17 protein-coding genes and 2 tRNA genes are annotated in these 13,083 nt (G+C 30.2%); 9 read left to right on the top strand and 10 right to left on the bottom strand.

Annotated features, from left to right (window positions below):
- Positions 1 to 20 precede the first annotated feature (20 nt).
- Genes glmU through truA form a run of 7 tightly spaced genes read left to right on the top strand, consistent with a single transcriptional unit; the run spans position 21 to position 6,263 of the window.
- Positions 21 to 1,322, top strand: coding sequence for a bifunctional UDP-N-acetylglucosamine diphosphorylase/glucosamine-1-phosphate N-acetyltransferase GlmU (glmU, locus tag DZ64_RS0107600; protein WP_024790079.1), 1,302 nt, complete (start codon positions 21 to 23; stop codon positions 1,320 to 1,322).
- Entirely contained in the window at positions 1,319 to 2,461 is a 1,143-nt protein-coding gene (gene coaBC, locus DZ64_RS0107595; protein WP_024790078.1) for a bifunctional phosphopantothenoylcysteine decarboxylase/phosphopantothenate--cysteine ligase CoaBC, read from the top strand. The genes glmU and coaBC overlap by 4 nt, the downstream gene beginning before the upstream one ends.
- On the top strand, positions 2,442 to 3,119 hold the full coding sequence (locus DZ64_RS0107590; RefSeq protein WP_024790077.1) for a hypothetical protein: 678 nt from the start codon (positions 2,442 to 2,444) through the stop codon (positions 3,117 to 3,119). Before coaBC ends, DZ64_RS0107590 begins: the two co-directional genes overlap by 20 nt.
- Before the next feature lie 3 nt (positions 3,120 to 3,122).
- Positions 3,123 to 3,785 carry a di-trans,poly-cis-decaprenylcistransferase gene (locus DZ64_RS0107585; RefSeq protein ID WP_024790076.1) on the top strand — a complete coding sequence of 221 codons (663 nt, stop codon included), beginning with the start codon at positions 3,123 to 3,125 and terminating at the stop codon, positions 3,783 to 3,785.
- A 51-nt stretch (positions 3,786 to 3,836) separates the two neighbouring features.
- On the top strand, positions 3,837 to 4,586 hold the full coding sequence (locus DZ64_RS0107580; protein ID WP_035003198.1) for an A24 family peptidase: 750 nt from the start codon (positions 3,837 to 3,839) through the stop codon (positions 4,584 to 4,586).
- Positions 4,579 to 5,550, top strand: coding sequence for an LptF/LptG family permease (locus DZ64_RS0107575; protein ID WP_024790074.1), 972 nt, complete (start codon positions 4,579 to 4,581; stop codon positions 5,548 to 5,550). Before DZ64_RS0107580 ends, DZ64_RS0107575 begins: the two co-directional genes overlap by 8 nt.
- Positions 5,544 to 6,263: a tRNA pseudouridine(38-40) synthase TruA gene (gene truA / locus DZ64_RS0107570; RefSeq protein WP_024790073.1), complete on the top strand. Its 720-nt coding sequence runs from the start codon at positions 5,544 to 5,546 to the stop codon at positions 6,261 to 6,263. Before DZ64_RS0107575 ends, truA begins: the two co-directional genes overlap by 7 nt.
- Before the next feature lie 105 nt (positions 6,264 to 6,368).
- Here truA and DZ64_RS0107565 read toward each other — a convergent pair.
- From DZ64_RS0107565 to DZ64_RS0107530, 9 genes are all read right to left on the bottom strand, one after another.
- A tRNA-Met gene (locus tag DZ64_RS0107565) sits at positions 6,369 to 6,445 on the bottom strand.
- A 4-nt stretch (positions 6,446 to 6,449) separates the two neighbouring features.
- Positions 6,450 to 6,524: transfer RNA gene (locus tag DZ64_RS0107560), tRNA-Gln, on the bottom strand.
- 70 nt (positions 6,525 to 6,594) lie between these two features.
- A complete protein-coding gene (locus tag DZ64_RS10915) occupies positions 6,595 to 7,107 on the bottom strand; it encodes a ThiF family adenylyltransferase (protein WP_051430011.1) in 513 nt (170 codons plus the stop codon).
- Positions 7,086 to 7,220: a ThiF family adenylyltransferase gene (locus DZ64_RS13440; RefSeq protein WP_236618688.1), complete on the bottom strand. Its 135-nt coding sequence runs from the start codon at positions 7,218 to 7,220 to the stop codon at positions 7,086 to 7,088. The genes DZ64_RS10915 and DZ64_RS13440 overlap by 22 nt, the downstream gene beginning before the upstream one ends.
- Positions 7,213 to 8,373 (bottom strand): dihydropteroate synthase, encoded by a 1,161-nt coding sequence (folP, locus tag DZ64_RS0107550; RefSeq protein WP_024790072.1) that lies wholly within the window; start codon positions 8,371 to 8,373, stop codon positions 7,213 to 7,215. The genes DZ64_RS13440 and folP overlap by 8 nt, the downstream gene beginning before the upstream one ends.
- On the bottom strand, positions 8,373 to 8,918 hold the full coding sequence (locus DZ64_RS0107545; protein ID WP_024790071.1) for a DNA polymerase III subunit delta': 546 nt from the start codon (positions 8,916 to 8,918) through the stop codon (positions 8,373 to 8,375). The genes folP and DZ64_RS0107545 overlap by 1 nt, the downstream gene beginning before the upstream one ends.
- Positions 8,915 to 9,448, bottom strand: coding sequence for a HobA family DNA replication regulator (locus tag DZ64_RS0107540; protein WP_051430010.1), 534 nt, complete (start codon positions 9,446 to 9,448; stop codon positions 8,915 to 8,917). Before DZ64_RS0107540 ends, DZ64_RS0107545 begins: the two co-directional genes overlap by 4 nt.
- Complete coding sequence (locus DZ64_RS0107535; protein WP_024790069.1) at positions 9,448 to 10,656, bottom strand: aspartate kinase; 1,209 nt, start codon at positions 10,654 to 10,656, stop codon at positions 9,448 to 9,450. The genes DZ64_RS0107540 and DZ64_RS0107535 overlap by 1 nt, the downstream gene beginning before the upstream one ends.
- Positions 10,657 to 10,761: 105 nt before the next feature.
- Positions 10,762 to 11,220: an RNA pyrophosphohydrolase gene (locus DZ64_RS0107530; protein ID WP_024790068.1), complete on the bottom strand. Its 459-nt coding sequence runs from the start codon at positions 11,218 to 11,220 to the stop codon at positions 10,762 to 10,764.
- A 230-nt stretch (positions 11,221 to 11,450) separates the two neighbouring features.
- Here DZ64_RS0107530 and DZ64_RS13435 point away from each other — a divergent pair, with 230 nt between their 5' ends.
- Both DZ64_RS13435 and DZ64_RS13430 read left to right on the top strand, forming a co-directional pair.
- Complete coding sequence (locus tag DZ64_RS13435) at positions 11,451 to 11,906, top strand: radical SAM protein (RefSeq protein WP_236618687.1); 456 nt, start codon at positions 11,451 to 11,453, stop codon at positions 11,904 to 11,906.
- 66 nt (positions 11,907 to 11,972) lie between these two features.
- Positions 11,973 to 12,188, top strand: coding sequence for a hypothetical protein (locus tag DZ64_RS13430; RefSeq protein WP_236618686.1), 216 nt, complete (start codon positions 11,973 to 11,975; stop codon positions 12,186 to 12,188).
- Positions 12,189 to 12,364: 176 nt separating this feature from the next.
- On the opposite strand, the gene DZ64_RS0107520 is transcribed toward DZ64_RS13430, so the two are convergent.
- Positions 12,365 to 13,075: a flagellar basal body L-ring protein FlgH gene (locus tag DZ64_RS0107520; protein ID WP_024787941.1), complete on the bottom strand. Its 711-nt coding sequence runs from the start codon at positions 13,073 to 13,075 to the stop codon at positions 12,365 to 12,367.
- Between the last annotated feature and the right edge of the window lie 8 nt (positions 13,076 to 13,083).

The raw sequence follows: 13,083 nt of genomic DNA, 5'->3' as shown, positions 1-13,083 counted from the left end.
AACAAAAAAAAGGTAAACATATGTCAAGTGTCATTATTTTGGCAGCGGGCAGGGGAACCCGTATGAAAAGTGCGATTCCAAAAGTACTTCATACATTATGCAACAAAGCAATGATTGAATTTGTAATTGAAGAATCTCTTAAAATATCGGAGAATGTAAATATAATACTTTATCATCAGTTTGAAAATGTTAAAAAAACAATAAAAAATTATCCGATTAATATAATAAAACAGGATTTAAAAAATTATCCAGGAACCGGAGGAGCGCTGTTTTCCTTAATGGATAATGGAAAATGTAAAATCGAAAATGACAAAATTTTTATTTTAAACGGTGATATGCCTTTAATTGAAGCAAATGAACTTAAAAAATTTGAGAGTATTGACGCCGATATTGTAATGAGCGTTATGAAATTAAATAATCCTTTTGGATACGGAAGGGTGTTGATAGAAAATTCAAATGTAAAAAAAATAATAGAAGAAAAAGACGCAAATGAAAACGAACTTAAAATCCCTTACGTAAATGCCGGAATTTATCTGATAAAAAAAGAAATTTTAGAAAAATATATTCTTAAATTAAACAATAAAAATGCACAAAATGAATATTATTTAACTGATATTATAGAAATGGCTGTAAAAGATGGATTAAATGTAAAAGCAATTGAAGTTAATGAAGAAGATTTTAAAGGCATTAATACAAAAAAAGATTTAGCTGAAGCTGAGAGAATAATTTGTAATAGAATAAAAAATTTTTGGATGAAAAACGGTGTTATTATGCATCTGCCTGAGACAATTTTTATAGATGCATATTCTTCTTTTGAAGGGGAATGTGAAATATGGCCAAATTGCGTTATAAAAGAGAGTGTAATAATTGAAAGTGAAATCCGTCCAGGCAGTGTTATTGAAGATGCTGTTATAAAAAATTCCGGTATCGGTCCGATGGCGAGAATAAGGCCTAAAAGCGAGCTTACTGATACCCACATAGGGAATTTCGTGGAAGTAAAAGCAAGTAAATTAAATAAAATAAAAGCCGGACATTTAAGCTATCTTGGGGACAGTGAAATAGAAGAAGGTACAAATATAGGAGCCGGAACAATTACCTGTAATTATGACGGGAAAAGAAAATATAAAACAAAAATTGGAAAAAATGTATTTGTTGGCAGTGATTCACAATTAATTGCTCCAGTAGTAATTGAAGACGATGTAATAATAGCAGCAGGAAGCACAGTAAACAAGGATATTCCAAAAGGAAGCCTTGTAATAAGCAGAACTCCTTTAAAAATAGTAAAAAATTTTTATTATAAATTTTTTGGGGAAAACAGATGAACGTATTGATAGGGGTTACAGGAAGCATTGCAATATATAAAACATGCGAGCTTATAAGGCTTTTTATAAAAAATAAAGATAATGTAAAAATTGTAATGACAGATGCCGCAGGTAAATTTGTAACTCCTCTTACATTTGAAACACTTACAAGAAACAGGGTTTTAACAAGCAAAAATGAAGACTGGGCAAATGATGTTAACCATATTGATTATGCAAAATGGGCTGACATATACATTATAGCCCCCGCCAGTGCAAATACAATAAATAAAGCGGCAAACGGCATCGCCGACAATCTGCTTTTACAGACGTACCTTGCCACAAAAGCCCCCACTCTTTTTGCACCAAGCGCAAATACAAACATGTATTTACATCCCACTACACAAAAAAATTTTAAAAAATTAAACATAATCGAAGCCAATTCCGGTCTTCTGGCCTGCGGAGACGAGGGAATAGGTAAGATGGCCGAACCGGAAGAGATATTTTTACGGGCACTGAGGGAAATAAACAAGCAAGAAATTTGGAAAAACAAAAAAGTTGTTGTAACCGCCGGAGGAAGTAGGGAAAAAATAGACGATGTAAGATTTATAAGTAATTTTTCAAGCGGGAAAATGGGGGAAGCCCTGGCAAAAGCATTTTATATAAAAGGCGCCGATGTAACACTGATTTCTAGTAAAGACCATAATCTTACCAAAGAAATTCAACAGATAAAAGTTGAGAGCGCAAAAGATTATTTAGAAGCAATCTTAAAGGAAAATCCTGATTATTTAATAATGGCAGCCGCAATAGTGGATTATATGCCGGTTTATAAAAAAGGAAAATTAAAAAAAGAGAAAATAGGTAATGAATTTCTTTTAAAATTACATAAAAACATTGATATCCTTGAATATTTAAAAGAAAAAAAATTTAAAAAAATAGGCTTTAAAGCCGAATTTGATGAAAAAAATGCCCTTGTTTACGCAAAAAACACTTTGAATAAAAAAAATTTAGATGCAATATGTCTGAATTTACTTTCAAAAAACAGTTTCGGAAGCGATGAAAACGAAATAATTTTTATCACAAAAGATAAAGAAATTTTATTTCCTCAGGAGAGTAAAGAGAATATTGCCTTAAAGCTTGTTGATGCCGTTAAATCTCTCTAAAATAGGTAAAATTTTAAAAACCGTAAACAGATTCGAAGGCATTAAAGAATTTAATGCTACTTTGCCGGTACAAATCGATATAAAAAAACAATTAAATCCCATAAAATATTTAATAAAATTAGGTAGCCGTGAAATTCAAACCAAAAGTTATATACCATTAAAAGTAGGTAATAAATATCTTGCAGAAATAAAAGAAGGCAGATATTCGATAAAAATAACTAACCTTAAAAAATATCCCGGAGTTTTAAATATTTTAAAAAAAATAAATTTTACAAAAAATTTTTTAGCCCCTGATAAAAAAAAAATAATCAGCCATTTGGCAAATGCGAATAATAAAAACGAATTTATATTCTGGATGAATATATTAATGGCTTTTAATCAAAAAATATATCATATAATTATAAATGATAAAAAAAAAGCCTTAATGCAGCTTAAATACAAAAAAAACACGTTAAAATTTTATGCTGTATTTGAACATCTGGGGGAAATAGAAGGGTTTTTATTTGAAAACAGCTTAAAACTTTTTTGTGAATTTGACTCAACAATAAATTTAATAAATTTATATAAAAAAGAGCTGCCTTTTTCGGTAGAAGTTGTTAAAAAAGAGATAAAACCGATATATGATTTTAGCGAAAATTTAATAAATTTAAAGGCTTAATATATGCACCTTGCAATAATAATGGACGGAAACGGGAGATGGGCAAAAAAAAGAGGCCTTAAAAGAGTTGAGGGTCATAAAAAAGGGGCAGAAGTTGTAAAGGAAATAACCACATACTGCGCAAACAATCCTGAAATTAGAATTTTAACACTTTATGCATTCTCCACGGAAAATTGGAAAAGACCAAAAATGGAAATTGAATTTTTAATGAAACTTCTTGAAAACTGGTTAAAAAAAGAACTTGAGACATATATAAAAAACGATGTAAAATTTGAAGTTATCGGCGATATTTCAAAATTTTCCCCTAAACTAAAAAAAAGAATAGAATACACAAAAGAAACTACCAAAAACAATAAAAAACTGACACAGGTTTTGGCCTTAAATTATGGAGGCAGAGACGAAATTACAAGGGCTGTTAAAAAAATAATTAAAAAAAACGAAGAAATCACCCAGGAAAATATCCAAAAAAACCTTGATATAAATGAAGATGTGGATTTATTAATAAGAACCAGTGGAGAAATCAGGGTCAGTAATTTTTTACTTTGGCAGATTGCCTACGCAGAAATGTTTTTTACCCCTACTTTGTGGCCTGATTTTACAAGCAAGGAATTAGAGCAAATTTTAAACAATTTTAAAAAAAGGAAAAGAAGGTTTGGGGGAATATAAAACAGTGGGTAGTGGGTAGTGAGTAGTGAAATATAAAATGGAGAATGAAACATGGATAATATTGTAATTTATATAATTTTGTTTTTAATTGGAATTAGCATTGGTAGTTTTTTAAATGTTGTTATTTACAGAGTCCCTAAAGGGAAAAACATCGCATATCCCCCAAGCCATTGCCCAAAATGCGGGGAAAAGCTTAAACCCTGGCATAATATACCTATTATCAGCTATTTTTTATTAAAAGGAAAATGTGCTTACTGCAGCGAAAAAATTTCCGCCCGTTATCCTATAATAGAATTAATGACGGGTATTTTGGCAATTATAATATATAAAAAAATGGGCTTGGATATTTATTCATTTATTATATTTATAATTTTCACTCTTTTTTTAGCTTTGAGCATGATTGATTTTGATTATAAAGCGGTACCGGACAGTTTAAATCTTTTGGTGCTAACATTTTCATTTTTCTCATCCCCAGATATTATTGAAAATTTTAAAAATGCTTTAATATTAATGGGCGGAATGAGTTTAATAAGATATTATGTCTCTTTTTTTATAAAAAAAGAGGCTATGGGCGAAGGGGATATAATTTTGGCGGGAAGTATGGGAGGGCTTCTGGGAATTAAACTTTCGCTTTTCGCAATATTTATAGCAGCATTAATTGCCATTTTTCCATCTCTTTACAACAGAATTTTCAAAAAAGATTTAGAGCTTCCTTTTATACCTTTTTTGGCACTTGGTACTTTTATCGTCTGGTATTTTAACGATTATTTTATAAATTTATGGAGTAGATTGTATGGATAAACTTCAAAAATATATATTAAAAAATTTTTTTAATATATTTATAAATATATTTTTGATTTTATTTCTGATTACTTCTATTATTGTAATAATCTCCATTTCAAACGTTACAGCCTCGATACATATAACATTTTTAGAACTTGCCAAAATGTATTTTTTATCTTTAACAAAAATATTGATTGTAACTTTATCTATTTCTTTTTTCATAGCTTCTGTAATGACATACTCCAATTTAAGTGATACTCAGGAACTTGTTGCGGTTTTTTCAACTGGTATATCCCCTAAAAAAATCCTTTTCCCCATTATGATAATATCTGTTTTAATTGCTGTTGTTAATTTTTTTATTCTTTTTATTTCTATCCCCTATTCCGATTTGGTTTATAAAAATTTCAAAAATGAAAAAAAACAAGAAGCCAAATTTAATATACAGACATCTCAAATTTCACAACAATTTGGAAAATGGAACGCATTTATAGAAAAAAAAGAAAAAAATTTTTATAAAAAAATATATATTTTCAACCCGAGTGAAAAAAAATTTATAACTTCAAACAGCGCCGCTATAATTAAAGATAAAAATTATTTGATTTTTCAGTTAAAAAACGGTTATATTTATGATATTGATAAAAATTTAACAATAAAATTTAAAACAATGAATATTAATCAAATAATCCCTTATATAAATTTCAATATCTTAGAATATAAAAAATATTTAAAAAAGAATAAAAAACTGTTTTTATTTTATATACCTTTTGCATTAATTCCTATAGCACTGATTTTTTATATACCGCTTTTTGGATTTTTTCATCCAAGATTGCATAAAAACCATTCACTTGTTTATTCTGTCTTATTGTTAGTAATATATTTGATTTTTACAAAAATCACAAATTCGTTTGTAATAAATTTATTAATAATATCGTTATTCTTTTTTTGCGGATTATTTTTTTATTTAAAGGATAAAAAATTCTAATTAAGGCGGTTATTACCTATGACGGCAGCGAATTTTACGGTATGCAGATTCAAAATAATAAAAAAACCGTTCAGGGTGAGATATCAAAAGCGTTGGAAAAATTAAACATAGACACTAAAATTTTTCATTCCGGCAGAACCGATAAGGGTGTTCATGCATTGAATCAGGTAATTTCCTTTGAAGCCCCTGATTTCTGGGACTTAAACAAACTGAAAAAATCTTTGAACAATATTTTGTATCCTTATATTTATTTTAAAAAAATTGAAACTGCACCTTTGGATTTTCATCCGAGATTCAGTGCAAAACAGCGAAGTTACAGATATTTAATTACAAAAAAATTTACACCTTTTAATGCAAAATATACACTGTTTTATAATAAGTCCGTAAATTTAAATAAAATAAACAAAGCTTTAAAACTTTTAATAGGCAGGCACGATTTTGAGTATTTTGCAAAAACCGGAAGCTGTGTTAATCATTATATAAGGGAAATTTATGAAGCAAAAGCATTTGAATATAAAAATTTATATGTATTCAATATTAGAGGAAACGGATTTTTAAGAGGACAAATCAGAATAATTATGGATTTTATCTTAAAAATTAACGAAGAAAAACTAAATATAAAAGATCTAAAAAAACAGTTAAACAAAGAAAAATTAATTTCCAAGCATTTGGCTAGTCCAACCGGCTTATATTTAGAAAGAATATGGTATTGATATAAATTAGAAACTAAAAATGTAAAATAAAAAGTAAAAAATATAAAAAAAAAAAGATTAATTAATTGCAATATTAGTGACAGACACTTTATAAGTTAAATTTTTTGGTTGCGGGGGGAGGATTTGAACCTCCGACCTTCGGGTTATGAGCCCGACGAGCTACCAGACTGCTCTACCCCGCGCCGTTGGCTGGGCTGGGAGGATTCGAACCTCCGAATGCAGGAGTCAAAGTCCTGTGCCTTACCGCTTGGCGACAGCCCATTATTTTTGGGTGATGAAATTATATATAAAAACTTTCTAAAAATCAAGGGTTTTAGGCAAATTTTAAATATTAAAATTTAAATTTTTTTATTTCCAAATCTTTACTGAAATCTATATAATATAAAATTTCTTCTTTAAGCTCGCCTATTAAATATTTTACACCAACCATCGCTTCTATACTGGCGGCTAAGCTTACCATTGGGGGAATTTGCCCTTTGGGAAAAAGTTTTTTTGTTGCAAAAGTGTTAAAATCTGTTTTTTTAAAAAAACCCACCTGGGCATAATATTCATCCACGCTCGTATATACCCATGGAATAGAGTTTTTTTTGGAAAATTTATCAATTTCCTCTCTGGCCTCAAAATTATCTGTTGCATCAAAAACCAAATCTACATCAAAATTCATATCGCTTGAAAATTTATTTTCTACAATTTCTATTTTGGTATCGCATCTTTTTATTTTTTCGCCCAAAACTCTGACTTTCTTTTTTCCCAAATCATTTTTTGTAAACTGAATCTGTCTGTGGATATTGTGAATTTCTATTTTGTCAAAATCAATAATTATTATCTTTTTAAACCAATACAACTTATTATTGTGGCCAAAGCATTTCCAAGCCCCCCTGCCCCGATTATTAAAATTTTTTTATTTTCAAGCAGTTTTTGTTTTTTTCCAAGTAATTCAATCTGCCTTCTAAACATCAAATCCCTTAACAGCCTCATAAACTTTTAAAGCCTGAAAATGCTCTTTTACATCATGACACCTGATAATGCTTGCCCCGTTTCTAAAGGCTTCTTGATGAATTGCCAAAGTACCGGGCAGTCTTTCAGAAGGAAAAGTGGATATCCCATATTTTTTCATAATCATATCTATCATAGATTTTCTGCTTGCCCCTATCAAAAGCTCGTATCCAAAATGCAAAAAATGCTCCAAATGCTTAATTAACGCAAGATTATCTTCAAGTCTTTTACCAAAGCCTATTCCAACATCCAAAATTACATTTTTTATTCCAAAATTTTTTGCTTTTGCAATTCTTTTTTCAAAAAATTCATCGATTTCCAAAATTACATTTTCATAAAATGGATTTTTTTGCATATCTTTTGGGATTCCTTTTTTATGCATAATAATAACATCGGCATTATATTTAGCTGCAACCTCGGCATATTCGTCGCTTTCAAGGCCGGTAATATCATTTGCTATTTTAAAACCGCGCTCAAGTGCATATTCCAAAACTTTGGATTCAAATGTATCTATACTGAAAACAGCTTTTTCATATAATTTATGTTTATAAATTTCATCAATTATAGGGGAGACCCTCTTTAATTCTTCTTCCACCCCGGGATAAACACTTCCGGGTCTGGATGAAACCCCGCCTAAGTCAATTATATCCGCACCTTCGTCAATCATTTTTTCAATCTGCTTAACGGCTTCATTTCCTTTGAATCTGCTGCCTTCAAAAAAAGAATCTTCATTCGCATTAATAACCCCCATAATTTTCAAAGGAAATTTAGGAAGATTTACAAAATTTTTAAGCTGTTTTGCCAAATCTTTCAACCCAAACGGCTGAGTAAGCTCTTTTTTGGAAAGTGTAATTAAATGTTTTTCATTACATAACAAAAGCGCATCAAAATATTTGTTTTTGCAGTTTGGAGCCCCTATGGGAACAGCAAGTTCGGCACCAATGCTTAAAGCGTCCTGTTTTAGAATATTTGCAGCGGCACAATTTATGTTTTTAATATAAAAAATATAAACAGAACGCTTTTTTTTCATTATTTCAATGCCTACTTTGTCCACTCCCATTTTTTGCATAACTTTAGCCAAATCAATTTCGCTGTTTAATTTATAAATTTTCATTATTTTCCTTTGAAATAAAGCATTATATAAGCCAAAACCGCTTTTTTTTCAATGTTCAATTCAAGCATTTTTATAGCATTGCTTAAAACATTCAGCTCTTTTTTTAAATTTTTTTTATTAATCAAATCATAACAAATTGCTTTAATTTCATCTTTATTTAAATCTTTTTGCAATAAATCGAAAATCAAATCATTATTTATTTTACTTAAATCAACATTTATATCTGTTACTTTTTTAAAAATTTTATATTCGATGGGAAGTCTTGATTTTATAGTCTCAAGCAATGAATATTTTGATGTCACGGCCAGTATAAAAGCAGTATTTGGAGGAGGTTCTTCAAGTATTTTCAAAAGAGCGTTTTGAGAAATTAGATTATATTTTTTTGCGGCAATTAAAATGGTTTTTTCATTTTTGCTTGTAAGATAGGAAATTTCTTTAAGCTCTTTTACATTTTCAACTTTAAATTCATCTGTTATAATCTTTTCATCATATTTAATTTCATTTATACATTTTTCCAAATCGTTTGTAACGATTATTTTATTCAAAGTTCAACCTCACCGAAAATAACCGCTTTTAAGGTTTCATTCAATAAATCCGTTAAATGTAAAAGTTTTAAATCAAGATTTTCATCGATAGATTTTAAAAAGAAGTTTTTATGCAAATCCATATCCATTATCCAGAAAAAAGAATTTTCTTTGCGCCTTGCAAATTTAAGCATAGGGGTTTCCACACCGATATACCAGAAAATATAATTTTCATTAAAAGTAATATTGAGCATATCTTCTATTAAATCAAAATGTTCGTTCGTTTTTGCATACTCTATTTGGGGCACAAAGGAAATCAGGTCAAAAAAAGGAATAAAAGACGGCTTAAAATCCTGAAAATTATTTATTTTCTGGAGAATATAATCTCTAAGCCATTTTCTTTTGTAATCGGTTATAATTAAAACACATTTTCCTTCAATCACCTGAGAAAGAAATTCACTGATTAAAGGAATCCATTCCAGCCTTTTCTCTTCCATCCATTTTAAGTTTTTTTCTCTTATATATTTTAAAGTAAACTCGTTTAAATCCATTATTTATCCAGATTATAAGCTTTGTGTAAACTTCTAACAGCCAGTTCCCCGTATTTTTCATTTATTATCATTGAAATTTTAATTTCACTCGTAGAAATCATTAATATATTTATATTTTCATCAGCCAAGGTTTTAAATGCTGTTGCCGCAACACCGCTGTGGGATTTCATACCGACCCCGACAATACTTACTTTGGCAATATCCCTGTCATATTCCATTGCTTCAGCTTTTTGCTCATATTCTTCCAATACTTTTTTGGTAAGCTCAAGTTCGGTTTCAGGTACTGTAAAAGTTAAATTTGCTTTATTGTCTTTTCCGACATTTTGAATAATCATATCCACATTTATATTTTTATCAGCTAATTTTGAAAATATTTCGGCACTGATGCCGGGTCTGTCCTCCACTCCAAAAATACTGACTCTCGCCTGATTTTTATCAAGCGCTATCCCACTTACCAAAACTTTTTCCATTTCAGGTGTCTCCTTTGTAATTAATGTTCCTTTAATTTCCGGATTGAAACTTGATTTAACTTCTATATCGACTCCTAATTTTTTTGCAAGTTCCACTGAACGTGACTGCATTACTTTAGCCCCCAAACTTGCAAGCTCAAGCATTTCGTCATAAGTTATCATATTTATTTTTTTAGCTTTTGGCTCTATTCTCGGATCAGTAGTATAAATACCGTCCACATCGGTGTAAATTTCACATTTATCCGCTTTTAGAGCCCCTGCAATTGCCACAGCCGTTAAATCGCTTCCCCCTCTTCCCAGGGTTGTAACATCACCTTCCTCGCTTATACCCTGAAAACCGGCTACAATTACTATTTTACCTTCTTTTAAATGTTTTTGCATTTTCCCTGGATTAATATCCATAATTCTGGCTTTTGTGTGGTCTTTTGTTGTTTTAATTCCGGCCTGCCTTCCTGTCAGGGCAATGGCATCCATTCCCATTGACTGCAATGCAATTGAAAGAAGTGCACTCGTAACCCTTTCTCCTGAGCTGACCAGTAAATCCATTTCTCTTTGAGGAGGCGTTTTGGAAAAATAAGAGGCATAATCAATTAATTTATTAGTTTCCCCTGCCATTGCAGAAACCACAACCACAACATCATTTCCCTCATTTTTTGTTTTTTTCACAATATTTGCAACATTTTTAATCCTGTCCAAATCTCCTACGCTTGTTCCGCCAAATTTCTGAACAATTAACATTAAACTCCTTTTTTACTAATTACATATAGCACTTGGTACTTGGGTTTTGGCAACTATTAACACTCACTACTCACTACTCACTATTAACACTCACTACTCACTATTTTATATATATCCCAGTTTTTTAAAAAAATTCAAAACTATTTTATAAACAGGCCTTTTAAAGGATTTAACATAATTAAAAATTTTATTTACAGGCACAAATTTATAATCTTCAAACTCCGGATGGGCTGTATTTAAATTAATTTTTGCACCTCTTTTAAGTTTTAGCAAAAAATATCTTTGTCTTTGCCCGTCATACGGATACATTTTTTTAGCAATAGTTTTGGGAAATTCATATGTATGCCATTCAGGCATTTTTGCAAGAATCTCTACTTCATTGGTTCCTATTTCCTCTTTTAGCTCCCTTAAAAGGGCTTCCTCTTCACTTTCGCCTTCATTAATACCACCCTGCGGAAACTGCCAGGCATCGACATCGTTTCTTTTGGCTATTAAAACTTCCACTTTTTCGGGATAATTCGGAGATAAAATTACTGCGGCGACATTTGGTCGGTATTTTTTCAATTTACAGCCTTTTTTTGTAAAATTATACTAAAAAAAGGCCCAAATGTTACTATATATTCACATACCTTTTTGCGACAGTAAATGTAATTACTGTGCATTTAACTCTTATACTAACATAAATCATCTAAAAAAAGATTATTTTAACGCTGTAAAAAAACAGTATTTTTTTGATATAGATTCAAACATTCAGTTTGAAACAGTTTTTCATAGGAGGAGGAACACCTTCTACTATGAAAGAGTCGTTTTATGAAAAACTATTTAAACTCATTGAAATGAATATAAAAAATATAAAAGAAATAACCATTGAATCAAATCCAAACGTTACATATGAATGGTTAAAAGAAATCAAAAATTTTGGAATAAACAGGATAAGTTTCGGGGTGCAGAGTTTTAATGAAAAAAAATTGAAATTTTTAAACAGAAACCATTCACCCATTCAGGCTGTAAAATCTATTGAAAACGCCAAAAAAGCGGGTTTTGAAAATATAAACCTGGATTTGATTTATGCAACTGCCCAAGACAATAAAAAACTGCTTGAAAATGATTTAAACACAGCTTTTAAACTGCCTCTCACACATATAAGCGCATATTCCCTGACGATAGAAGAAGGGACTAAATGGGAGGGAGATTATTCAAAAAGAAAAGAAGATGAAGAACTTGAAATATGGTTTATAAATAAAATATAAGCAAAGTTTTTTCAGTATGAAATTTCAAATTTTGGAAAAATATGCCTTCATAATTTAGGTTATTGGATGGGGAAAGAATATATAGGAATCGGTGCCGGGGCGGTGGGATTTAGAAAATGGAAAATGGATAATGGAAAAGTGAAAAGTTTTAGATACTATACGCAAACAAATGTAAAAGAATTTTTGAAAAACCCGACAAAATACTCTTACGAAGAATTAAGGGAGGCAAGAGATGAAATAAGTAAATATATTCCTGGGACTCCGCTCAATTATTGGTTTTGAAGAAAATATTTTAAATAAAGAAGAAAAAGAAAAAGTAAAAATTTTAATTAAAGAAAAAAAACTTTATAAAAAAGAAGATAAAATTTATTCAAATGACTTTTTACTGGCTGATGCCTTGACAAAATTTATCATATCCTAAACTTTTCATTTTTCACTTTTAACTATTAAATTATATATTACCATGGGGCAATAGCATCCCAGATTTTAGCAAACCAGTTTTTTTCTATATTTCTTTTTATATCACCCTGGGTAAAATATTTAATTTTGGCATCGGCTATATATTTTGAATCAATAGTATTATCCGCTGCAATATCCTGAGGTCTTATTACACCGCTTAAAGCGATTACCTGTTTTTGTCCATCCAAATAAACTTCTCTCGTGCCGTAAATAAAATAATTTCCGTTTTTTAATACTTTAATAATTCTGGCACTGATTGTTGTTTGAAAAAGTTCATTATGCTGCTGAGTTCCGCTTCCGTTAAAAGTTCTTGTAGAATTCATACTGGGCAGCCCCAGTGAAATACCGGTTTTCCCAATATGGGCGGTATGCCCGGCAACACTGACACCCCCGCTGATTCCCGCATCAAAAGTTCCGCCGTTATCTGAATTTGCTTCTGAAAGTTTTTTACTTGCCTGAGATGATTGTTTAACGGTTTCTGTAATTAAAACTGTTACAATATCATTTACTTTCATGGCTTTTGTATCAGAAAACAGATTATCCCCGTTTGTAAAAAGCGAGCCCGGATTTTTAGGATAATTAACATTTTTACTCGGCATTTCTTCCACATATTTAGGAGGTTTCATATTAATAGTAGGATCCATTGGATGCTCGGCACAACCAATAAAAAAAATTAAAAAAGTTAAATTTAAAAAATATTTTACATTCATAAAATTAT

The sequence above is a fragment of the Lebetimonas sp. JH292 genome, from assembly GCF_000523275.1.
Lineage (GTDB): Bacteria > Campylobacterota > Campylobacteria > Campylobacterales > Nautiliaceae > Lebetimonas.
This window is presented reverse-complemented; position numbering and strand designations above follow the sequence as displayed.

Excerpts from the sequence above, each read along its gene's own strand:
- glmU (WP_024790079.1), top strand. The coding sequence starts at position 21 with ATGTCAAGTGTCATTATTTTGGCAGCGGGCAGGGGAACCCGTATGAAA.
- coaBC (WP_024790078.1), top strand. The coding sequence starts at position 1,319 with ATGAACGTATTGATAGGGGTTACAGGAAGCATTGCAATATATAAAACA.
- DZ64_RS0107590 (WP_024790077.1), top strand. The coding sequence starts at position 2,442 with ATGCCGTTAAATCTCTCTAAAATAGGTAAAATTTTAAAAACCGTAAAC.
- DZ64_RS0107585 (WP_024790076.1), top strand. The coding sequence starts at position 3,123 with ATGCACCTTGCAATAATAATGGACGGAAACGGGAGATGGGCAAAAAAA.
- DZ64_RS0107580 (WP_035003198.1), top strand. The coding sequence starts at position 3,837 with ATGGATAATATTGTAATTTATATAATTTTGTTTTTAATTGGAATTAGC.
- DZ64_RS0107575 (WP_024790074.1), top strand. The coding sequence starts at position 4,579 with ATGGATAAACTTCAAAAATATATATTAAAAAATTTTTTTAATATATTT.
- DZ64_RS13440 (WP_236618688.1), bottom strand. The coding sequence starts at position 7,220 with ATGTTTAGAAGGCAGATTGAATTACTTGGAAAAAAACAAAAACTGCTT.
- folP (WP_024790072.1), bottom strand. The coding sequence starts at position 8,373 with ATGAAAATTTATAAATTAAACAGCGAAATTGATTTGGCTAAAGTTATG.
- DZ64_RS0107540 (WP_051430010.1), bottom strand. The coding sequence starts at position 9,448 with ATGGATTTAAACGAGTTTACTTTAAAATATATAAGAGAAAAAAACTTA.
- DZ64_RS0107535 (WP_024790069.1), bottom strand. The coding sequence starts at position 10,656 with ATGTTAATTGTTCAGAAATTTGGCGGAACAAGCGTAGGAGATTTGGAC.
- DZ64_RS13435 (WP_236618687.1), top strand. The coding sequence starts at position 11,451 with ATGAAAGAGTCGTTTTATGAAAAACTATTTAAACTCATTGAAATGAAT.
- DZ64_RS13430 (WP_236618686.1), top strand. The coding sequence starts at position 11,973 with ATGGGGAAAGAATATATAGGAATCGGTGCCGGGGCGGTGGGATTTAGA.
- DZ64_RS0107520 (WP_024787941.1), bottom strand. The coding sequence starts at position 13,075 with ATGAATGTAAAATATTTTTTAAATTTAACTTTTTTAATTTTTTTTATT.